We start from the raw sequence: 21,166 nt of genomic DNA, 5'->3' as shown, positions 1-21,166 counted from the left end.
CTCTGGACAAGACGGCCGCCATGCTGCGAAATCGCGGTCCTGTCTCGGGGAGGAACCATGTCGGATCCGGTCATCATCATCGCCGCATTGCTGATGCTGCAGCCCGCTGACGGGCCGCCGGATTGTGTCAGCCCCACGCTTCCCGAGAGGCTTTTCATCGCGGCGCCGACGCGGCCTCCAGTTCCGTCGTGCGTGAACGAGAGAACCAACCGGCACACCTGCTCCAACCGGATCATCAACGCCTACAACGCGGAAATCGACGCGTATGACGTGGCGTTCAACGGGTATGTGGCGGAGATCAACGCTTACATTTCCCGCCTCAACGACTACCTGACCGCAGCGAGCACCTATACGCAGTGCGAACAGCGGCGTGTGGCGCCCCAAGCCCTTATCGTCGGTTAGAACTCAGACCAGCGCCGACACCGGCGGGCCGTCTTTCCAGTCGCGGAACGAGACGATGCCCGTGGGCGGTTCGCGGTCGGGGCGGCACAGGTCCACCAGCAATGGCGCGATTTCGGACGGGTGGGGCAGGGTGGAGGGATCCTCGCCCGGATAGGCCTGGGCCCGCAGGCGGGTCTGCATCCGGCCGGGGTCGAGGACAGTGACACGGATGTTGGTGGATTCGATCTCGTCGGCCCAGCACTGGACCAAGTTCTGCCCCGCCGCCTTGGTGGCCGCATAGGCGCCCCAGAAGGCGCGCGGCTTCCAGGCCAGGGACGACGTCAGATAGACGGCCCGGCCCGCATCCGAGGCGCGCAGCAAAGGCTCAAGAGAGCGGATCAGGCGATAGACGGCGGTGAAGTTCACCTTCTCGATCTTGGCGAACTGACGCGGATCGGCATGGCTGACGGGCACCAGGCCTTCGGGCCCCATGGTGGCGGCCGCATGGACCCAGATGTCCAGCTTGCCGAAGCGTTCGAACAGGGCGCCGCCCATGCGGTCGATGGCGCCGCCGTCCACCAGATCGAAGGGGATCAGGGTAGCGTGCTGTCCTGTGGCGGCGAAGATCGCGTCGTCCAGTTCCTCGAGCCCGCCCTCGGTGCGCGCCGTGGCGATCACATGCGCACCGGCCTTGGCCAGGGCGATGGCGCTTTCGTATCCGATGCCGCGCGAAGCGCCGACCACGAGGGCGACGCGGTCTTTCAGGGGAAGCTGATCCGTCATGGCGCCTGCTTACGCGCGCGGGCCCCGTGGTGAAAGAGGCGGAGCGCGCAGTTCTACTCCGGCGTGGCATTCCGGGGCAGCAGGGCGGCGTCGTAGTCCTGTCCCAGATTGAGCACGAAGGCCGGCCCCAGCTCGATGGTCTGGGCTGCGCCGGCCAGATGAACCGAGACGTTGGTCGAACCGCCGGGATAATCTCGTTGCGCCACGCCGGAGGCGTAGACCATGGTCCATTCGGACGGGATCACGGCTGAATCCTCGGCGATGGCCGTATAGGGCGCGGCGCTTTGCTGGACCCGGATGCCGGAGATCACGGCGAACCGTTCGCCTTCGGGCGGGGTGTGCGTCCGCGCCCATACAGCCAGCAGGATGGTGTCGCCCTGGTTGATCTGGCCCGCGATGGGCATCTGGCCCGCGATGTCCCACGGGTTGGCGCCGGGGCTGGGGACAGCCACACGGATCGCCTGATCGCCGACGACGCCCTCAGCCCGCACCGGCCGGGGCGTGGCGCGAAGGCCGGTCACCTGCCAGGACTGCACCGGCGGGCTGTTGATCACCTGATCGAGGATGTCGTCCTGGCCGCCGGCCCGGGCGGAGGCGAAGGACGCAAACAAAGAGACGAGGGCCACCGCCGTGGCGACCCATGCGAATCTGGCCATGAGTTCCTCCCTCCCTGGTCATGGGGCGTCAGGGTAAGGCGATTAACTCAGACAAATAAGAATCTGTCCAGAGGGCTAAAGATCCGCCGCAGGTTGCCACAGACCGAAGCTGACGCCCTGGTCATCGCTGGCGGTGACCGACTTGCCGGAACGGCTATCCGCTGGAACAGCGCACTGTCCTCCGAGGTCGGTGACCCGGGCGCAAACCGCGTCGATGTCCTCAACCTGAAAATAGAGGTGGGAAAAGTCCCGGCGCTCGCCCTTTACGAAGCCGAACGGGACGCCCGCATCGGCCACATGGGCGTAGGTCTCGTGCGAGGACGCCTCATCGAAGGTCCAGCCGAACAGGGCGCCGTAAAACGCGCGCGCCCTGTCGATGTCGGGGGTGTCGATTGTGAAGTAGCCGAGTTCGGTGCTCATGCGCCCTTAAGCGCTGACGAGCAGGGAAAGTTGCCTTGTCGAGACCTCCCGGCCATTTTCCTCAATCTCGCGGTCCAGCAGCCGGGTGGGGTAGTCGCCCGTGAAATAGTGATCCGTGAACTGGGGATTGACGGGATCGCGTGGGCCGGCGCCCATGGCTTGGTAAAGCCCGTCGACCGACAGGAAGCCCAAGCTGTCCACCTCCAGCCTCGCGCGCATCTCTTCCAGCGACAGATTGGCGGCCATCAGCTGCGAGCGTTCGGGCATGTCGATGCCGTAGAAGTCCGGCCACATGATGGGGGGGCTGGCGGACCGCAGGTGGACTTCCTTTGCGCCGGCCGCGCGGACGGCGCGGACCAGCTTCACTGAGGTGGTGCCGCGCACGATGGAGTCGTCGATCAGAACGACCCGCTTGCCCGCCAGAACCCCGCGATTGGGGCTGTGCTTCATGCGCACGCCCAGTTCGCGCACGCCCTGGCTGGGCTGGATGAAGGTGCGGCCCAGATAGTGGCTGCGGATGATGCCCATTTCGAAGGGAATGCCGCTTTCCTGGGCGTAGCCGAGGGCCGCGGGGACGCCGGAGTCCGGCACCGGCACCACCACGTCAGCCTCGACGCCATGTTCGCGCGACAGCTGGGCGCCCATGGCCTTGCGGACTTCATAGACCGCCTTGCCGTTCACCACGCTGTCGGGCCGCGAGAAATAGACGTACTCGAACAGGCAGGGCCGGGCGACCTTGTCCGGGAAGGGCTTGATGGAACGCAGGCCGTCCTCGTCGATGACCACGACCTCGCCGTTCTCCACGTCCCGCACGAAGGTGGCGCCGATCATGTCCAGGGCGCAGGTCTCGGACGCCAGCACCCAGGCGTCGCCCAGCTGGCCCAGCACCAGCGGGCGGATGCCCAGGGGGTCGCGGGCGCCGATCATCTTCTTTTTCGTCTGGGCGACGAGGGCGTAACCGCCCTCGATCTGCATCATGGCGTCGATGAAGCGGTCCACAATCCGCGATTTCCGCGACCGGGCGATCAGGTGCAGGATGACCTCGGAGTCCGAGGTGGACTGGAAGATCGAGCCCTGGTCCACCAGCTCGTTCCGCAGGGCCAGGAAGTTGGTCAGATTGCCGTTGTGGGCGATGGCAATGCCGCCGGAATCCAGATCCGCGAACATGGGCTGGATATTGCGCAGGAAACTGCCGCCCGCGGTGGAGTAGCGCGTGTGACCCACCGCCGCCCGACCGGGCATGCGGGTGACCAGATCGGCGCCGGAAAAGGCGTCGCCCACCAGACCCATGTGCCGCTCGGTGTGAAACCGGGTCTTGGTGACCGAGGCGATGCCGCAGGCTTCCTGGCCCCGGTGTTGCAGGGCGTGCAGGCCCAGCGCCACAACGGCCGAGGCGTCCTGCACCCCCCAGACGCCGCAGACCCCGCACTCCAGACGGGGGCGGTCGTCATCGACGTCCCGCCAGTGTTCACGGTGGACGACGACGTCGTTGATCTGGTGGCGGCTCATCGTGGGGGGCTCCGATGAAGGCGGGAAGCTTACTTAGGGTGAGTCCGGCGCCGCGCTAGCGTCGGATTGGGGCGTGGCTGTGTCATCAGCGGAAAAACCGTCGCGCACGGACGATCCGATGACCGGTGAAAGGGCGTCGGCGCCCCGGCCCAGGGCGGGCAGGACAGTCTGGATCATCCGGGCCGAGGCGTGGCCCAGCGGGAAGACGGCGGCGTCGCGGAACCAGTCGGGCGTGCGCTCGGCCGGGGTGGCGGCGTGGAACACCAGATGGATGGCGCCCAGCAGGACCAGCGCCCGCACCGCGCCCACGCCTACGCCCAGGAAGCGGTCGACGCCGCCCAGTTGTTTGTGCTCGCGCAGGCGGCGGCTCAGGATCGCGCCGGTGATGCGAATGCCGAAATAGATGATGAGGAACACCACGATCGCCGCCGCGATGGACCCGGCCCAGTCGGGATCGATGATCGCGCGGCCCACCGGGCCGGACAGGGGCAGGGCGAGCAGGGAAAGGATCGCGGCCACAGCAAAGGCGGCCAGGGTGATCAACTCACGCAGACCGCCGCGAATCCAGCCGGCCCCGGCGGAGGCCAGGATGATGACAATGGCGAACAGGTCGTAGCCAGTCACGGTCTGCGGGGGTCCCTGGACGGCGGAGAAGGTCAGAAGGCGCTTTGCGAGATACGCTCGACCGCCTCTGCGAGTCGAGATAGCCCCATGACCTTAACATTCTTTCCGCCGTTCGCCGCGCTTTCGGGGGCGATGGCCTGATCGAAGCCCAGCTTGGCCGCCTCGCGCAGGCGCACCTCGGCCCGGCCCACGGCGCGCACCTCGCCCGACAGGCTGATTTCGCCGAACACCACGGCCCGCTGGGGCAGGGGCACGTCCACGGCCGAAGAGATCAGCGCCGCCGCCGCCGCCAGATCCGCCGCCGGCTCCGAGACCCGCAGGCCGCCGGCCACGTTCAGATAGACATCCCGGTCGCCGAAGCCGATGCCGCAGCGCGCCTCCAGCACCGCCAGCAGCATGGCCAGCCGTCCGGAATCCCATCCCACTACCGCCCGGCGCGGGGTGCCGTAGGCGCTGGGCGCCACCAGGGCCTGAAACTCCACAAGCACGGGACGCGAGCCCTCGATGCCGGCGAACACCGCCGCGCCCGCCGCGCGCTCGCCGCCTTCGCCCAGGAACAGGGCGGAGGGATTGGACACCTCGGACAGGCCCGCGTCGGTCATCTCGAACACGCCGATCTCGTCGGTGGCGCCGAACCGGTTCTTGCCCGCCCGCAGGATGCGGAACGGATAGCCGCGCTCGCCCTCGAAGCTCAGGACCGCGTCCACCATGTGCTCCACCACGCGGGGCCCGGCGATCTGGCCGTCCTTGGTGACATGGCCCACCAGCACCACGGCCATTCCCGACGCCTTGGCCAGCCGCACCAGTTCGCCGGCGCAGGCGCGCACCTGGGTGACCGAGCCCGGTCCCGCCTCATGGGCGTCGGACCACAGGGTCTGGATGGAATCGATGATGACGATGTCGAACTTGTCGCGCTTCAGCGTCGAGACGATCTCGCGCAGCGCCGTGGCCGAAGCCAGGTTCACCGGGGCTTCGGCGAAGCCCATGCGCCGGGCGCGGGCGCGGATTTGCTCAACCGCCTCCTCGCCCGAGATATAGGCCACGCGGGCGCCGCCCAGGGCCGCTTTGGCCGTGACCTCCAGCAGCAGGGTGGACTTGCCCACGCCGGGGTCGCCCCCCAGCAGGATGGCCGAGCCCGGCACCACGCCGCCGCCGCAGACCCGGTCGAACTCGCCGACCCCGGTGATGATGCGCGGCGGTTCGGGGGTGTCGGACTGCAGGGTCTCGAACACCACGCCGCGCCCGCGGGCGGTGGAGGCGGGCTTCAGCGCGCCGGGCGGGGCCGACTGGCTCTCCTCGACGATGCAGTTCCACTGACCGCACGCGCCGCACTGGCCGGACCACTTGCCGTGGACCGCCCCGCACGACTGACACACATAGATCGCACCGTCCCTGGCCATGGGCCGGGTCTAGCAGGAATTGCGGAAGGAGACAGGGGACGCCGCGAGGGGTGCGTCCGATGTTGACGTATCTACCCGACGTAGACCCTCGGCACGCGGGGCGTGATGGACGTCAGCAACTCATAGGCGATGGTGCCCGCTGCCGTGGCCTGATCGTCGATGTTGCGGTTAGGGCCGTAGATCTCGCACAGGTCGCCGACAGCGACATCCCCGTCCGTCACGTCCACGGCGATGACGTCCATGGACACACGCCCGACGATGGGGTGCAGGGCGCCCGCCAGCCAGACCTTGCCCCGGGGCGAGTAGGACCGCAGCACGCCGTCGGCGTAGCCGGCCGCGACGATGGCGATGGTGCTGTCGCGCGGCGCGGTCCAGCCGGCGGAATAGCCGACGGTGTCGCCCTTGGGTACAGGGCGCACCTGCACCACCTCGGCGGTCAGGGTCGCCACGGCCTTGATGCGCTCGTCGGGCCGCCCCTCGGGGCCGCCGCCGTACAGGCAGATGCCCGGCCGCACGGCGTCGAAGGCGAAGTCCGCGCCCATGAAGCAGCCGCCGGAGTTGGCGAACGAGCGGACGGCGCCGGGGTATCGGGCGCTGACGGCTGCGAAATCGTCGCGCTGGTTGCGGTTCATGGAGTCGGCGGGGGCGTCGGCGCAGGCCAGGTGGCTCATGACCAGATCCAGCCCCTCGAAGGGTTCCGGGGCGTCCTCGGGACGGAAACCCAGACGGCTCATGCCGGTGTCGATCTGCAGGCCGCAGGCGCCGCCGCCCGCCGCGCGCCACGCCGCGAGCTGGAGGGGCTGGTTCAGGATGGGCCGCAGGTCCGCGGCCTTCAACTCGGCCGCCACGTCTCCGTGACAGCCGTCCAGGACATAAATCACGGGCTCGGGCCCCAGCGCCGCGCGCAGGGCCACGCCCTCGGCCGCCCGGGCCACGAAGAAGGTGCGCGCCCCCTCCGCCATCAGGCGGCCGGCCACGGGCGCCGCGCCGAGGCCATAGCTGTCGGCCTTGACCACCGGGTGGACAGGCGCGCCTGAGATGGCCTCCAGCGCATGAAAATTGTGCGCGAGAGCATTCAGGTCGACGGTCAGGGAGGCGGGGGAGGGCATCCGCCCCTTATGACGCAAGAATCCTGCGTTTGAAGGGGGAGTCTGTCGTTTGCCCTGATTTTATTTCAGAGACGCCCTAGTGCGACTCGTAGCGGCCCGGCTGGGCCAGGTTGCCGAAGCGGGTGGTGTCCTCGTCGAAGGACAGTTTGACGATGCCGATGGGGCCGTGGCGCTGCTTGCCGATGACCACCTCGGCTTGGTGGCGCAGGCGATCCATGTCCTCCTGCCACTTCAGGTGCTCTTCGGTGCCTTCGCGCGGCTCGGTGCGGCCCAGGTAGTAGCTTTCGCGATAGACGAACATGACGGCGTCGGCGTCCTGCTCGATGGAGCCGGATTCGCGCAGGTCGGACAGCTGGGGCCGCTTGTCCTCGCGCTGCTCCACCTGACGCGACAGCTGGGACAGGGCGAGGATCGGCACCGACAGCTCCTTGGCCAGGGCCTTCAGCCCGCCGGTGATCTCGGAGACCTCCTGCACCCGGTTCTTCTGGCCGTTGCCTTCGCCGACGGTGATCAGCTGCAGGTAGTCGACGACGATCAGATCCAGACCGTGCTCCATGCGCTTCAGGCGCCGCGCGCGGGCCGCCAGCTTGGACAGGGACAGGCCGCCGGTGGCGTCGATGTAAAGGGGCGCCTCGCCGATCTCGGCGGCGGCGTCGCGGATGCGGCCGAAGTCCGAGGCGTCGATCTCGCCCTTTCTCAGGCGGTCGGAAGACACGCCGGAGGCGTCGGCCAGGATCCGCATGGCCAGCTGCTCGGCGCTCATTTCCAGCGAGTAGAAGGCGACGACCCCGCCCTCGACCGTCTTGCGGCCCTCCGGCGTGGGCTCCCAGCGGTAGTTGCGGGCTACGTTGAAGGCGATGTTGGTGGCCAGGGCTGTCTTGCCCATGGACGGGCGGCCCGCGAGGATCAGCAGGTCGGAAGGGTGCAGGCCGCCCAGCTTCTGGTCCAGATCGTCCAGATGGGTGGCCAGCCCCGCCAGCTTGCCGTCCCGCTGATAGGCCTCGCTGGCCATCTCCACCGCGCCGGCCAGGGCATGGCCGAAGCTGACGAAGCCGGACGAGGGCTGGCCCGTCTCGGCCAGGTTGTAGAGCGACTGTTCGGCCTGTTCGATCTGTTCGAGGGCCGCGGTCTCGGGATCCGGGGCCTCCTTGATGATGTCGCCGCCGATGCGGATCAGGTCGCGGCGCAGGGCCAGATCATAGACCAGCCGTGCATAGTCGGGGGCGTTGGCGCCCGGCGGGGCCCGGTCCACCAGATCGGCCAGATAGCGCAGCCCTCCGAATTCCTGGAACGCCGGATCGGCCTTGAACCGCTCCATCAGGATGGTCGGTTCGGCCAGCATGCCCTGACGCACGTGATCCTCAATGGCGTCGAACAGACGCTGATGGAACGGCTCGTAGAAATGGGCGCCGCGCAGCCTGTCCGACAGGCGCTCGAACACCGCATTGTCGAACATCAGCGAACCCAGCAGCGCCTGCTCCGCCTCCAGATTGTGGGGCAGGGCGGCAATGGGCCGGGCGTCGGAGGAGATGGGGTTGAGCGCGTTCATGGACTGACGGGTCTAGCCGTCGCACTTCCCTGCGTCAGGGGCGGACGTCCATAAGACCGGGGATGAGTCCGGCCCGCCTGTGGACGGCCCGGATTTCGTCTTTGCCGTCAGGCCGGGCAGGGGTGTTCCTCGGCCATCCACTCGCGAACGGCCTGGGTCACGGTGATGTTGCGACGACCCGCGGGGATGGCGTTGAACCGGGCCAGCAGGCCGTCGGCGCTCATGCTGACGCGTTCCGGCATGCAGGTCCGCGGGGCGCGTCCGGCGGCCCGGGCGGCGTCCTGCTCGGAGCGGACGGTCCGGGTGGCGGTCCGGATCTCGCCCATCAACCGGCGGGTGTCCGCCCGCAGCATGGCGGTGGGATTGCGCGGGATGCCGTTTGCGGTCTCAAGGAAGGTTGCCACCGTCATGCGCCCGTCCTGGGCGAGGGCGGGCAGGGCGGCGAGGCTGACGGCGAAGGCGGCGGCGAAGGCGAGGACGGTCCGGCTCATTTAGCCTGCTCCCTGAATGGCGACGCCTGAGCATAGGCCGAATAAAGCGGCGCGGAGAAGGCTCTCCGCGCCGCTTTTTCGTTCTGGCCTGGCCCCTGGTTAACCCCTGTGGGAAGGCAGGGAGACGGGGTCACCAGTTCAGGGACAGACGGGCATAGGCGTAGCGCCCGTTGAAGCCGAACGGGGAGTAGAACGGGAAGCCCAGCACGCCGCTGCTGTTCAGCGCCGCAGGGACGAAGTCGGGATACTGGTCAAAGACGTTGTCGACCCCGATCGCCAGCGCCACCCGGTCGGTGAAGCGATAGCGTCCCTCAATGTCCACGATGGTGTTGTCCCCCGTATGCAGATCGTTGGCCGGGGTGTTCGAGGGCTGGACGACATCGCTGTAGTAGGCGGCCCGCGCTGTGGCGCCCCACTGGTTCAGGCTCCAGTTGGTGGAGAAGACGATCTTGCTGTCCGGCGTGCCCTGCTGGATGCTCTCGACGCGGCTGCGGCTGAACAGCACCGGCACAGGATCAAGGACGGAGGACGAATCCGGCAGCGCCGTCACCTCGGTGTCGTTGAAATTGGCCGCCAAGGTGAAATCGAAGTCGCCCGCCGCCTCTGTCGGCAGACGGTAGCGCGCCACCACGTCAACCCCCTCGGTCACCGTGTCCACGCCGTTCAGGAAGAAGCGGGCGGCCTGGACGCCGAACGGATCGAGCAGGGCCGCCACCTGCGGGCTGAAGCTGCGGTTGATCAATTCAGACAGGGCGATCTGGTTGTCGATCTCGATCCGGTAGGCATCCACCGAAAGGTCGAAGTTCCCGGCGCGCCAGACCAGCCCGGCCGTCAGGTTGAGCGCTTTTTCGGGCTCCAGGTCGCGGGCCCCGAGGGCCTGGGCGATTGGGCTGGAGGCGGGGAAGGTGCCGGTTTCGACGATGTTGCCGTCCTGGATCACCGAGGCGGTCGAGGTGAAATACTGCTGTTGCAGGGACGGCGCGCGGAAGCCGCTGGACACCGTGGCGCGCAGGGCGAAGTCCGGGGTCAACTCGTAGCGGGTCGAAAGCTTGCCGGTGAAGACACCGCCGAAGTCGGAGTAGTCCTCGGCCCGGACGGCGCCGGCGAGGCGCCATCTGTCTGTCAGGGGAATGTCCGCCTCCACGAAGGCGGCGAAGGCGTCCCGGTCCACATCCACCTCGTTGGACGGCTGGAAGCCGGGGAAACCCTGGGCGCCGCTGGCCAAGCTGGTGTTCCCGCCCAACGGACCCCGGTTGTAGGATTCCGGCTGTCCCGCGATGATTTCATAGGTTTCCCGGCGGCCTTCCAGCCCCCAGCTCAGGGTCAGGGGATCGATCCGGCCCACGTCGAATCCCCGGCTGAACTCGGCGCCGTAGACCAACTGGCCGTAGATCAGGCCGCCGGAATCGAAGCTGGTGGGTGATGCCGCGCCATATGTGGAGTTGAGGCTGTCTTCCGTGCGGAATGAGAGATCATTGCGGCCATAGGCGACCCGGAAGTCGGCGTTCCAGCCGGCCAGTTCGCCCCGCACGCCGCCGGCGACGGATACGTCTTCTGAATTCACTCCGATCTTTGGCAGAAAGCCATTGGGATAGATCGCGGGCACGCTGTTCACATTGTCCGGGCGGCGCGGAAAGGCGGCGGATTCGCTTTCGCGGTCCTGATAGCCGGCCCAGCCATAGGCCTCCCACCCGGCGCTGAGCGGCACGCCGGCGTTGGCGAAGACCGTCCATTGCTCGACCTCGGGATCACCCAGGCGCGCGGTCACGCTGCCCGGCGGGACGACGCTGGGGTTTGGGTCGAAATCGGAGCGGTTGGTGGGGTCGCGCTGAAGATATTCGGCCGAAATCGTCAGATAGCCGTCTCCAAGCGGCAGGCCCTGCCAGCCCGACACGGTGACGGTCTGGCCGTCCTCCTCGTCGCGCTCGCCCCGGGCGGTCTCGACCGTTGTGAAGTACTGCCCGTAGGTCACGCTGGCGCCGCCGCCCGAGGCGGCCTCGCGCAGGCGCAGGTTCACCACGCCGGCGATGGCGTCGGATCCATATTGCGCCGAGGCGCCGTCGCGCAGCACCTCGACCCGGTCGAGCGCGGTGGATGGGATGGCATTCAGGTCCACCGCCGCCGAGCCCCGGCCGACCGAACCGTTGACGTTGACCAGCGCCGAAGCGTGGCGGCGCACCCCGTTGACCAGAACCAGGGTCTGGTCCGGCGACAGGCCGCGCAAGGTGGCGGGGCGAATGGAATCCGTGCCGTCGGTCACGGACGGTCGCGGGAAACTGAGGGCGGGAACGGTCTGGGCGAGAGCGGCGGCGAACTCGGTGGTGCCGCGCTGTTGAAGGGTCTCTGTGGTCACAACGTCGACAGGCGCGAGGGTCTCGAAGCGCGAGCGGCCCTGGACCCGGGTCCCGGTGACGATGATCTCGTCCAGGGCGGTGACTTCGGAGGTGGGGGGCTGCTGGGTCCGGGCCTCCGCCTGCGGCGCGAGGGCGAACAGGGCAGCGGTGGATGCGGAAACGGTCAGGACGTTTCGCAGGGTGCGGGTCATGATCTCTTCTCTCGATATCTGGCGTGCGAAAGGGATCGCGGCCCATGCATGCGAGCCGCGTTTACTGGATTTTCTAAGGATGAAGCGGGCGTCAGGCCCGAATGGTCAGCAGACCTCGACATCGGCGATGTTGGCGGCGTGAAGGCATCGCTTTGTTTCCAGGCGGCCCGACGTCATTGCCGCCCGCACCCTGCGATATTGAAATATGGCGCAATCGGCGCAAGTCTGCGGCCGACGACATTTTCTAAAGGCGGCCGATGGAAATTCTGCATCGATTGCAGGATGCAAAAGAAAAGGGCGCTGGTTTCCCAGCGCCCTTTAAAGAAAATCTATCTCTTCCAAAAGGAAAGAGGATCAGACCTCTTCGACGTAGGAGACCTCGTGCTGGCCGGCGCCGCCGTCCAGCAGATCCCGGGCCTGTTCGCTGGCGGCCTGACGCTCGTCATCGAACTGGCTGGCGATCACGTCCTCGCCCTTGGCCTGACGCTCGGCTTCGTCGGCCGAGCGGGCCACGTTGATCTTGACCGTGGCGCGGACCTCGGCGTGCAGGCGGACCTGCACCTCGTGGACGCCCAGGGTCTTGATCGGGATGTGCAGGACGACCTGCGACTTCTCGATCTTCGATCCCGAAGCCTGGACCGTCTCGGCCACGTCGCGACCGGCGACCGAGCCGTAGAGCTGGCCCGTCTCACCCGCCTGGCGGATCATGACATAGGTCTGACCGTCGATCTTGTCAGCGATCTTCTGGGCCTCGGCCTTGTTCTTGTCGTTGCGGGCCTCGATGGCGGCGCGTTCGACCTCGAAGGCCTTCAGGTTGGCTTCCGTGGCCCGGCGCGCCTTGTCGCGGGGCAGCAGGAAGTTGCGGGCGAAGCCGTCCTTGACGGTGACGACGTCGCCGATGGCGCCGAGGTTCTCGACGCGTTCAAGCAGAACGACCTTCATTTACTTCACCACGTAGGGCAGGAGGGCCAGATAGCGGGCGCGCTTGATGGCCTTGGCCAGTTCGCGCTGCTTCTTCTGAGAGACGGCGGTGATGCGCGAGGGCACGATCTTGCCGCGTTCGGAGACGTAACGCTGCAGCAGCTTCACGTCCTTGTAGTCGATCTTCGGCGCGTTATCGCCCGAGAACGGGCAGACCTTGCGGCGACGATTGAAGGGGCGACGGGCGGGGCCGGAGCCGGCCGGAGCGCCCGGGGAGGGAGCAGTCGTATCGGTCATGATCCGGTTCCTTATTCAGCCGCGGCGGGCGCGGGGGCGGCGTTGTCATCGGAACGCGGCGTGGAACGCTCGCGCTCGCGCTCGCGGCGGGCCAGCAGGGGCGACAGCTCCAGGTCCAGCTCTTCCACGCGGACGGTCAGCCAGCGCAGCACGTCCTCGTTGATGGACAGCTGACGCTCGACCTCGGCCATGGCGGCCGGGGGCGCGTCGACGGCGAGCAGCGAATAGTGCGCCTTGCGGTTCTTCTTGACCCGGTAGGTCAGGTTTCTCAGACCCCAGTACTCGATCTTGGCGACGGTGCCGCCGGCTTCCTCGATCAGAGCCTTGATGGTGTCGTTGAGTTGTTCGGCCTGTTGCGCGCTGATGTCCTGGCGCGACATGACCGTGTGCTCGTAAAGAGCCATGCAGTCGTCTCCCTTGATGGGCGCCGGCGCAGGCGGACCGGGTTAAAGTCCAATCCCACGATGGATCCTGACGCGGCGGCCGGAATGACTTCCCGAACCCTTTGGAATTCCACGCCAGGACCGAAGCCCTGGAAAGCGGCGGCGTATAGGGGAAAAGCGGGAAGGTGGCAAGGCGCGTGAACGGGCCTGACCCGCCGTCTTGATCGCCGGGGCGGTTTCGACTATCAGCCCGCCTGCGGGCCGGGCCCCTCTGGCGTCTGATGGCAGACGTGATGTCGGACCGCATCGAGCGAGCTCGGTGCGCCACGGCTATTCCGGTCGATCCCCTTTATGTGCGCCGAGGATCGCTCCCTGAGGCAGGGGAGTCCTGATGGATCTTGTAACGTTTTTCGCCGTCGAATGGCTCGGCAAGCCCGCATGGATGTGGGCGGCCTTCATGGGCGTGGTGCTGGCGCTGCTGGTGCTGGATCTGGGTGTGCTGCACCGGGATCAGCATGAAATCGGCGTGCGCGAGAGCCTGCTGCTGTCCAGCATGTACATCGTCGTCGCCCTTATCTTCGGAGGCTGGGTGTGGTGGGCCCTGGGTCAGCAGTCGGGTGTGGAGTACCTGACCGGCTTCGCCATCGAGAAGAGCCTGGCGATGGACAACGTCTTCGTCATCGCCCTGATCTTCGGCTATTTCGCCATTCCGCGCGCCCTGCAGCACCGGGTGCTGTTCTGGGGCATCCTGGGGGTGATCGTCCTGCGCGCCATCATGATCGGCGCGGGCGCGGCCCTCGTCAGCCAGTACGGCTGGGTGCTCTACATCTTCGCCGCTTTCCTCATCCTGACCGGGGTGAAGATGTTCTTCGCCGGGGACGGACACACGGATATCGGCCAGAACCCGCTGGTGAAATGGATGCGGCGCCATATGAGGGTGACCGACCAGTTGCACGGCCAGAGGTTTTTCGTTCGCCAGCCCAACTCAAGGGGCCGCATGGTCCTGTGGGCCACGCCGCTGTTTCTGGCGCTGGTGATGATCGAGATCGCCGACGTGATCTTCGCGGTGGACTCGGTGCCGGCCATCTTCGCCATCACGACCGATCCGTACATCGTCTACACCTCCAACATTTTCGCCATCCTGGGCCTGCGCGCGCTGTATTTCGCCCTGGCGGCGGTGATCCACCGCTTCGCCTATCTGAAACAGGCGCTTGCGGTGCTGCTGGTGTTCATCGGCGGCAAGGTGTTCGCGGCCGACCTGCTGGGTCTGGGCAAGATCCCACCCGAGTGGTCGCTGGCGATTACGGCGATGATCCTGGCGGCGGGCGTGGTCTGGTCCCTCTGGAAGACGCGCGGCGATGCGACGCCGACGCCTTCGGCGTGATCGGCGGCGGGAAAACTCAGGACCCGGGCTGCAGGAAGTCGTTCAGCTCCAGCCAGCGCATGAACAGATCGAACCAGCCCAGGCTGGTCTTGCCGGGATTCCCCAGGCCGAAGCCGTGCCCGCCGTTCTGATACAGGTGGAATTCGACCGGGCGTCCCGCGGCGCGCCATGACTCCACCAGCCCGAACCCGCTGTGGGCGAACAGGGGGTCGTCGGCCGCCAGGACCACGAACATGGGCGGCGCGTCTTCCGGGACGTCGACGGCGGTCATGGCGCCGTAGATCGGGGCGATGAAGGCGGGGCGCGTCTCCGGGGCCGTGAGCGTGGTCGCCAGGGTCGTTCCGGCCCCGGCCGAAAAGCCGACCATGCCGATGCGGTCGGGGTCGACGCCCCATTCGTCGGCCCGCGAGCGGACAAGGGCGAAGGCCGCCGTGGCGTCCTCCACCTGGTCCGCCAATGAAAAGCCCCCGGGGGGCGGCCTGCGCGCGCCGGCGAACATGGCGGTCACGGCTTGCTCGAATTCGCCCAGATCCGTGGGCGTCGGCTGGACCCGGTACTTCAGGACGAAGGCGGCCACGCCCTGATCGGCCAAGGCCTGCGCCACCTCCCAGCCCTCGTTGCTCATGGACAGGAACATGAACCCGCCGCCGGGGGCCACGATCACCGCCGCGCCGTTCGCTGTGCCCGGCTCGGGAAGGACCGGGGTCAGGGTGGCCAAGGTGACGTTGCGGACGAAGGTGTCGCCCCACTGGCTGAACCAGCTCTCGTCGGCGTCCGAGCCCTCAACGCCGCCCGTGTCGAGGGGGATGGCGTTCGGCTCCGCCGGCGCCGCCAGGGGCGTCATGGGCGCCTGCTGCGCCATGACGGGGGAAGTCGCCGCGAAAGCGGCCAGAAGCAAGAGCAGCAGCGTCCGGACCATGATCGCCCTCCCCGGCGAGTTTGATCAGACGTTGATCGCCCGGCGCCGGAAAGTCAATTGTCGGACTATTTGTGAAGTGGCCCTCGGCCCGGTCTCACTGTGTCGGCACCACGCGCCAGACCACATTGGCCATGTCGTCGGCGATGAACAAGGCGCGCGTGCGGGGATCGAACAGGACGCCGACGGGGCGGCCCCGGGCTTCGCCGCGGTCATTGAGAAACCCGGTGACGAAGTCCACCGGCGGCCCTGAAGGGCGACCGTTGGCGAAGGGCACCCACGAAACCTTGTAGCCGGAAGGATCGCGGCGGTTCCAGCTGCCGTGTTCGCCAATGAAGGCGCCGTTCGAGAACTGGCCGCCAAAACCGCCTTCGGTGACGAAATTCAGGCCAAGAGCGGCGACGTGATTGCCCAAGGCGTAATCGGGCGTGACCGCGCGCGCCACCAGGTCCGGCTGTTGGGGCCGGGGGCGTGGATCCACGTTGCCGCCCCAGTAGCTGTACGGCCATCCGTAGAAGGCCCCGTCCTGGACCTGGGTCAGATAGTCGGGGACCAGCATGTCTCCGATCTCGTCCCGTTCGTTGACCACGGCCCACAACGCGCTGGTGTCCGGTTCGATGGCCAGGGCGGTGGGATTGCGGATGCCGGTGGCGATGGTGCGTCGGGCGCCGGTTTCGCGGTCGATCTCCCAGACCACGGCGCGCTCTTCCTCCACCTCCATGCCGCGCTCGCCGGCATTGCTGTTGGAGCCGATGCCCACGTACAGGAAACGGCCATCGGCGCTGGCGGTCATGGCCTTGGTCCAATGGTGGTTCAGTTCGGCGGGCAGACGTGTCAGTTCCTCGCCCGGGGCGGTGATTTCGGTCTGACCTTCCTCGTAGGGAAAGCGCATGACCGCGTCCTGGTTGGCCACGTAGAGATTGCCGTCCACGAAGGCCAGACCGTAGGGCGCGTTCAGGTCGTCAATGAGCACAGTGCGCAGTTCCGGCACGCCGTCGCCGTTGGCGTCGCGCACAAGGGTGATGCGGTCGCCGCCCTCGACGTCGGAACGACCTCGGGCCTTGATGAAGCCGGCGATCACATCCTTGGGCCGAAGGGCGGGCGCCCCGCCGCCCGACCCTTCGGCGATCAGCAGATCGCCATTGGGGAGCATCAGCATCTGGCGCGGGATCATCAGATCATCGGCGACGACACTGATCACGTAGCCATCGGGTACGGTGGGAAGTTCGCCATTCCAGTCGGCCTGTGTCGCCACATTCATGGGCGGCAGCAAGGTCTGGTCCAGTTCGGGAATGTCAGGGTTGGCGCCCGTTTCCTGAAGGTCCGGGTCGTGCCCGCTTCCGCACGCCGCCAGCATCAGGGCCGCTGCCGCCACGCCCATGAAACGTCTCACCATGACGCCGTCTCCCTTGAAATGCGGTCAGAATGCAGGATCCAGCCCGCGATCATCGCCAGAACGGCGCAAAGGATGGAGAGGATAAGGCCCGTCGCGCCAACGGAACTCCAGGCGTCCCGCGCATGGTGGAAAGAGTTTACAAGACCCAGGACCCACATGACGGCCAGCACGCCCAGATAGATGAGCGCGCGCATGAAGCCGCCGCGCCGCCGCGCCAGAACGGCGGATATCACGGCCCAGACCAGAAGCAGACCGCCGAACACCTGGGCCCCCGCCAGCATCCAGGCGGCGAAATTCGACCACTGCATCTCGGCGGTGTTCAGATAGGCGACGTCGAAGGCCGCCGCACTGCTGAAGAGCGCAATGGGAAAGGCCAGCAGCATGGCGTGCAATGGATAAAGCACCGAGCCTTCGGCCCGTGTTCCGACGATCATATCCTTGCTCCCGCAACCACGCCTGCGCCCTGGCGTCCGCATAGCCAATCCCTGAACAGGGGATCGGTTTCATTCAGGGCGAAGGCGTTCTCTTGCCAAACCCGATGGGTCGCTCCAGTTTCCGCGCCCCGTCGCCTGAGCCCTCTGCCATGACCGCCGCCCTCCGCCCAGAAACGCGCGCTGATCTGCGCGAGCTGCTGACCCTGGCCTGGCCGGTAGTGCTGGCGCGCGTGGGCATCATGACCATGGGACTGACCGACGCCATTGTCGTGGGCCAGTACGCGGCGCGCGAACTGGCGCTGCACTCTCTGGCCTGGGCGCCCTCGTCGGTGTTCGTGACCACGGCGGTGGGCCTGCTGATGGGGATGCAGGTGATGACCGCGCGCCTGATCGGCCAGGGACGGCGCGAGGAAGCAGGGGCGGTGTTCCGGCGCGGGCTGGTCTATTCCGTGCAACTGGGCCTGATCTCGGCGCTTGCACTGATCCTGGCGGGGCCGTGGGCGCTGGTGCGCGTGGGGCTTGAGGACGGACTGGGGCGGGATGCGGCGGCGCCCCTTATGGTGCTGGCCCTGTCGCTGCCGTTCTACCTGATTTCGGTGGCGGCCCAGCTGTTCCTTGAGGCTCTCTCGAAACCTCGGCCGGGCATGTGGGCCATGTGGATCGCCAACGGGCTGAACCTGCTGATGAACCTGTGGCTGGTGCCGGGGACGTCGGGACTGCCGGTGGACGGCGCGGTGGCGGCCTGCTGGGCGACCTTCGCCGCGCGGCTGATGCTGGTGGTGTTCCTGCTGGTCTATATCGCGCGCATGCCGGAGGCGCGGGCGCTGGGCGTGTTCCGAAAGCCTCGCCGTGACCGGGCGACAGAGCGCGAGCAGTACAAGGTGGGGGTGGGCGCCGGCGCATCCTACTTCATCGAGGTCAGCGCGTTCGCCGCCATGAGCATCGTGGCCGGCTGGCTGGGCGGGCTCGAGGTGGCGGCGTGGGCTATCGTGCTGAACCTGTCGGCCATCGTGTTCATGAACCCCATGGGCCTGTCGGCGGCGACCGGGGTGCTGGTGAGCCGGGCCTACGGCGCCAACGATCGGGCCGGCCTGATCCGCGCGGGGGTGCTGGGCCTTGGCGTCACGGCCCTGCTGGCGCTGGCCATCGCCCTTGTGGTGTGGCCTGGCGCGGAGGTGATCATCGGCATCTACACGACCGATGCCGCGCTGGTCGCCCTCGCGGTCCCGGCCCTGATCCTGGCGACCCTGTTCTTCGTGGCCGACGGCGTTCAGGTCGTGGCGGCTCAGGCCCTGCGCTCGGCTGGCGACGTTTGGTGGCCCACGGCCATGCATGTGTTCAGCTACGGGGCGGTGATGATGCCGCTGGCGTGGCTGTTCGCCCACCCCATGGGCATGGGCGTGGACGGCATCGTCTGGGGGGTGATCGTGGCCAGCCTGATCTCGGCGGCCCTGCTGACCGGCCGGTTCGTGCGCGTGGCCCGGCGGCTGCCCGCCTAGACCGAAATCGGCTCAGTTGGAAGCAGTCCAACTGTGCTCAGATTTCGGTCCAGTTTAATGCGAGAGCCTGATTCACGGCATCGGCGGAATCGCGAAGCGATTCCACCTCAACCGATCAGGCTCTAGCGGACGCCGAGGATCCAGCCTTCCTCGGTCTCCACCTGACGGATCAGGTCATCCGAGGCGCCCTTCGGCGGGGCGAAGGCGGCGGCCAATTCGTTTTTCTCGTCCATGCGGGCGAAGGTTTCGGCGGCGACGCGGACCTGGGCCTGGCTCTTGAACTCGCCCGGCTCGGGCGCGCCGCCGAACATGGCGGGCCAGACCTCGACCACCAGCGCCGACAGGGGCGCCACGTCCTCGGGCGTCAGGGCGCGCCAGCCCGTGCCGAACGGCCAGACGGCGGCCGCAGCGCCCAGCCGCTCGACCAGGCGGCGGACAGTGGGAACGCCGATCAGGGCGTGGCCGCCGACTGCACCCGCGCCGTGCATCTGCCACACCGTCTTGGGCTGCAGCTTGCCCTGTTTCGCGGCGACCTCGGTGGCGCGCAGTTCGGGGATGTCGCCATAGCCGCCCTCGGGCTTGGTGGTGGTCAGCCAACGCTGGGCCTGACTGGCGGGAGCGCCCCAGAACGGCCGCGCCTCGTCGGTCATCAGCCGGTTCATCTTGGCCGCCACCTGATAGCGGTTGTTGGTGTTGTCGGCCTTGTCCCGCACATTGTCGGCGAGGAAGGCCCACAGTCCGGACCAGCTCTGATCCTTGAGGTCCAGGCGCGCGGCCGTGCCGACGGGGAAGCCCAGCGGCGCGTCCAGGCCGATCAGGGCCCGGTCGCCGCGCTTGTTCAGGTCCGCGAGGATGTCGGCCAGCAGCTTTTCACCCTCGGCGCGGGTTGCGGCGTTGTGTGTCTCGACCTTCAGCCGCATGCGTACGTCGCGCTTGGCGACGGCGATCCACAGCGACTGCTCGCCCAGTTTCTTGCCCTCGGCGGCGGTCCAGTTGGCGATGACGTAGGCGTCGAACAGGCGGGGCACAGGGAAACTCGCGGGTGTAGGAAAAGGCGTGCCTGCTTCTAGCCCTTCGTGGTGCGGGCCGAAAGGGCGGGGGGCTATTTCAGCAGCGCCTCGACGTGGGACAGCCAGCGGCGGCCCAGCCGCAAGGCTTCGGCGGGCGAGCCCGTGGACGCGCCGGTCGTCGCGTTCCACAGATCCAGTTCGAACTCGGGATGACGGGCGTCCGCGAACATCAGGCGCAGCACCACCTGCCCCGCGTCGGGCGCCATGACATCCAGGGCCCGGCGCCCCTCGCCCCTGCGCACGCGGGCCAGCACATGGCCGTCCACGATCATTTCCGCGCCCTCTATCTCATCGAAATCATAGACGAGCCCATTGGCGCCTCGATCCCATAGCACCGCCGCCTGGCTGGTTTCAAAATCCAGCGCGCAGGCGCGGCCCTCGGCGGGGGACAGGGCTTCCACCTCAACGGATGGACCCATGGTGCGTTGAAGCGCCCGGCGCAGACGTCGCACGGGCTCCATCCACCAGGCCAAAGTCAGGCCCGCTGTGGTCAGGGCGGCGGCCGCCAGGGCCACCAGCAGGATGATCCTCAGGGCTTCGACCACGCGGGCGGCTCCGGATCCAGATCGACGACGACGGGCACGTGATCGCTGGGTTTTTCCATGTCGCGGGCGTCGCGATGGGTCTCGATGCCCCGGAAACGGTCCGCCGCCAGTGCGGACAGCAGGGCGAAGTCGATGCGGATGCCGTGATCCCGCCGCCAGGCTCCGGCCTGATAGTCCCAGAAGGTGTAAGTCCCCTCCGGTTCGCCGCCCAGTTCGTGACTGTCTGCGAAGCCCAGCCATTTCAGCGCGCGGAACGCCTCGCGGCTCTCCGGCTGGAACAGGGCGTCTGTCACCCAGGCCTCGGGGTTCTTCGCGTCCGCGGGCGTGGGGATGACGTTGAAATCGCCGCACAGGGCGACGGCTTCCTCATGGGTCAGCAGATCCGAAGCATGCAGGCGCAGGCGCTCGAACCAGGCCAGCTTGTAGGCGAATTTCTCGGTTCCCAGCGGATTGCCGTTGGGCAGGTAGATGGACGCCACGCGAACCGGGGAGGGGGCCTCGACCAGCGCCTCGATGTAGCGGGCCTGTTCGTCCGAAACGTCGCCGGGCAGGCCGCGTCGCACATCGGAAAGGGGAAATTTCGAAAGCAGGGCCACGCCGTTGTAGCTCTTCTGGCCATGGGTCTCGATGTTATAGCCCAGGTCCTCGAACGCTTGGCGCGGGAAGTTTTCGTCCACGCACTTGATCTCCTGCAGGCAGGCCACGTCCGGCTTGGCATGGCTGAACCAGTCCAGCACGGTGGGCAGACGGGCGTTGACGGAGTTCACGTTCCAGGTGGCGATGCGCATCAGGGACTCAGCGGTTCAGGACGGCGCCACGCTAACGCACAGTGGACCCACACAAAAGAAAAAGCC

The 21,166-nt window shown here is 67.5% G+C and carries 22 protein-coding genes; 3 read left to right on the top strand and 19 right to left on the bottom strand.

Annotation, left to right across the window (positions count from 1 at the left end):
* Nucleotides 1-57 precede the first annotated feature (57 nt).
* Nucleotides 58-402, top strand: a complete 345-nt coding sequence (locus tag ACK4FB_RS05445; protein WP_409748807.1) for a hypothetical protein — start codon at nucleotides 58-60, stop codon at nucleotides 400-402.
* 3 nt (nucleotides 403-405) lie between these two features.
* Here ACK4FB_RS05445 and ACK4FB_RS05440 read toward each other — a convergent pair whose 3' ends face one another.
* The 13 genes from ACK4FB_RS05440 to rpsF form a co-directional block, all read right to left on the bottom strand.
* Nucleotides 406-1,164: an SDR family NAD(P)-dependent oxidoreductase gene (locus ACK4FB_RS05440; protein WP_409748804.1), complete on the bottom strand. Its 759-nt coding sequence runs from the start codon at nucleotides 1,162-1,164 to the stop codon at nucleotides 406-408.
* A gap of 53 nt (nucleotides 1,165-1,217) precedes the next feature.
* The gene (locus ACK4FB_RS05435; protein ID WP_409748801.1) at nucleotides 1,218-1,820 is read right to left on the bottom strand and encodes a hypothetical protein; all 603 of its coding nucleotides are present in this window, start codon (nucleotides 1,818-1,820) and stop codon (nucleotides 1,218-1,220) included.
* Nucleotides 1,821-1,895: 75 nt separating this feature from the next.
* A complete protein-coding gene (locus tag ACK4FB_RS05430; protein ID WP_409748798.1) occupies nucleotides 1,896-2,240 on the bottom strand; it encodes a VOC family protein in 345 nt (114 codons plus the stop codon).
* A gap of 6 nt (nucleotides 2,241-2,246) precedes the next feature.
* On the bottom strand, nucleotides 2,247-3,749 hold the full coding sequence (gene purF, locus ACK4FB_RS05425; protein ID WP_409748796.1) for an amidophosphoribosyltransferase: 1,503 nt from the start codon (nucleotides 3,747-3,749) through the stop codon (nucleotides 2,247-2,249).
* 33 nt (nucleotides 3,750-3,782) lie between these two features.
* Nucleotides 3,783-4,373, bottom strand: a complete 591-nt coding sequence (locus ACK4FB_RS05420; RefSeq protein ID WP_409748793.1) for a CvpA family protein — start codon at nucleotides 4,371-4,373, stop codon at nucleotides 3,783-3,785.
* A gap of 32 nt (nucleotides 4,374-4,405) precedes the next feature.
* On the bottom strand, nucleotides 4,406-5,773 hold the full coding sequence (gene radA / locus ACK4FB_RS05415; RefSeq protein ID WP_409748790.1) for a DNA repair protein RadA: 1,368 nt from the start codon (nucleotides 5,771-5,773) through the stop codon (nucleotides 4,406-4,408).
* Nucleotides 5,774-5,844: 71 nt separating this feature from the next.
* Nucleotides 5,845-6,882 (bottom strand): alanine racemase, encoded by a 1,038-nt coding sequence (gene alr, locus ACK4FB_RS05410; protein WP_409748787.1) that lies wholly within the window; start codon nucleotides 6,880-6,882, stop codon nucleotides 5,845-5,847.
* 76 nt (nucleotides 6,883-6,958) lie between these two features.
* Entirely contained in the window at nucleotides 6,959-8,431 is a 1,473-nt protein-coding gene (locus ACK4FB_RS05405; protein WP_409748784.1) for a replicative DNA helicase, read from the bottom strand.
* 107 nt (nucleotides 8,432-8,538) lie between these two features.
* Nucleotides 8,539-8,922, bottom strand: coding sequence for a hypothetical protein (locus ACK4FB_RS05400; protein ID WP_409748781.1), 384 nt, complete (start codon nucleotides 8,920-8,922; stop codon nucleotides 8,539-8,541).
* A gap of 130 nt (nucleotides 8,923-9,052) precedes the next feature.
* Nucleotides 9,053-11,467 (bottom strand): TonB-dependent receptor plug domain-containing protein, encoded by a 2,415-nt coding sequence (locus ACK4FB_RS05395; RefSeq protein WP_409748778.1) that lies wholly within the window; start codon nucleotides 11,465-11,467, stop codon nucleotides 9,053-9,055.
* A 354-nt stretch (nucleotides 11,468-11,821) separates the two neighbouring features.
* The gene (rplI, locus tag ACK4FB_RS05390; RefSeq protein WP_409748775.1) at nucleotides 11,822-12,409 is read right to left on the bottom strand and encodes a 50S ribosomal protein L9; all 588 of its coding nucleotides are present in this window, start codon (nucleotides 12,407-12,409) and stop codon (nucleotides 11,822-11,824) included.
* Nucleotides 12,410-12,685 (bottom strand): 30S ribosomal protein S18, encoded by a 276-nt coding sequence (gene rpsR, locus ACK4FB_RS05385; RefSeq protein WP_021696526.1) that lies wholly within the window; start codon nucleotides 12,683-12,685, stop codon nucleotides 12,410-12,412. It lies immediately after the preceding gene.
* 11 nt (nucleotides 12,686-12,696) lie between these two features.
* Nucleotides 12,697-13,089 carry a 30S ribosomal protein S6 gene (gene rpsF, locus ACK4FB_RS05380; protein WP_409748771.1) on the bottom strand — a complete coding sequence of 131 codons (393 nt, stop codon included), beginning with the start codon at nucleotides 13,087-13,089 and terminating at the stop codon, nucleotides 12,697-12,699.
* A 370-nt stretch (nucleotides 13,090-13,459) separates the two neighbouring features.
* Between rpsF and ACK4FB_RS05375 the strand changes: the two genes are divergently transcribed.
* A complete protein-coding gene (locus ACK4FB_RS05375) occupies nucleotides 13,460-14,452 on the top strand; it encodes a TerC family protein (RefSeq protein ID WP_409748768.1) in 993 nt (330 codons plus the stop codon).
* Nucleotides 14,453-14,468: 16 nt separating this feature from the next.
* Here the strand turns inward: ACK4FB_RS05375 and ACK4FB_RS05370 are convergent, their stop codons facing one another.
* From ACK4FB_RS05370 to ACK4FB_RS05360, 3 genes are all read right to left on the bottom strand, one after another.
* Nucleotides 14,469-15,371 (bottom strand): alpha/beta hydrolase, encoded by a 903-nt coding sequence (locus tag ACK4FB_RS05370; protein WP_409748765.1) that lies wholly within the window; start codon nucleotides 15,369-15,371, stop codon nucleotides 14,469-14,471.
* Between the two features lie 94 nt (nucleotides 15,372-15,465).
* The gene (locus tag ACK4FB_RS05365) at nucleotides 15,466-16,764 is read right to left on the bottom strand and encodes a PQQ-dependent sugar dehydrogenase (protein WP_409748763.1); all 1,299 of its coding nucleotides are present in this window, start codon (nucleotides 16,762-16,764) and stop codon (nucleotides 15,466-15,468) included.
* Complete coding sequence (locus ACK4FB_RS05360) at nucleotides 16,758-17,198, bottom strand: DUF2231 domain-containing protein (protein WP_409748760.1); 441 nt, start codon at nucleotides 17,196-17,198, stop codon at nucleotides 16,758-16,760. Before ACK4FB_RS05360 ends, ACK4FB_RS05365 begins: the two co-directional genes overlap by 7 nt.
* 149 nt (nucleotides 17,199-17,347) lie before the next feature.
* Here ACK4FB_RS05360 and ACK4FB_RS05355 point away from each other — a divergent pair, with 149 nt between their 5' ends.
* On the top strand, nucleotides 17,348-18,697 hold the full coding sequence (locus tag ACK4FB_RS05355) for an MATE family efflux transporter (protein ID WP_409748756.1): 1,350 nt from the start codon (nucleotides 17,348-17,350) through the stop codon (nucleotides 18,695-18,697).
* A 122-nt stretch (nucleotides 18,698-18,819) separates the two neighbouring features.
* Here ACK4FB_RS05355 and ACK4FB_RS05350 read toward each other — a convergent pair whose 3' ends face one another.
* The 3 genes from ACK4FB_RS05350 to xth form a co-directional block, all read right to left on the bottom strand.
* A complete protein-coding gene (locus ACK4FB_RS05350; RefSeq protein ID WP_409748753.1) occupies nucleotides 18,820-19,725 on the bottom strand; it encodes a cobalamin biosynthesis protein CbiG in 906 nt (301 codons plus the stop codon).
* A gap of 74 nt (nucleotides 19,726-19,799) precedes the next feature.
* Nucleotides 19,800-20,312 (bottom strand): hypothetical protein, encoded by a 513-nt coding sequence (locus ACK4FB_RS05345; protein WP_409748750.1) that lies wholly within the window; start codon nucleotides 20,310-20,312, stop codon nucleotides 19,800-19,802.
* Nucleotides 20,297-21,100 carry an exodeoxyribonuclease III gene (xth, locus tag ACK4FB_RS05340; protein WP_409748747.1) on the bottom strand — a complete coding sequence of 268 codons (804 nt, stop codon included), beginning with the start codon at nucleotides 21,098-21,100 and terminating at the stop codon, nucleotides 20,297-20,299. The genes ACK4FB_RS05345 and xth overlap by 16 nt, the downstream gene beginning before the upstream one ends.
* Nucleotides 21,101-21,166: the final 66 nt, after the last annotated feature.

It is taken from the genome of Brevundimonas sp., from assembly GCF_046299535.1.
Taxonomy (GTDB): Bacteria; Pseudomonadota; Alphaproteobacteria; order Caulobacterales; family Caulobacteraceae; genus Brevundimonas.
The sequence above is the reverse complement of the archived record's forward strand: the minus strand, read 5'-3'. Positions and strand labels throughout refer to the sequence as shown.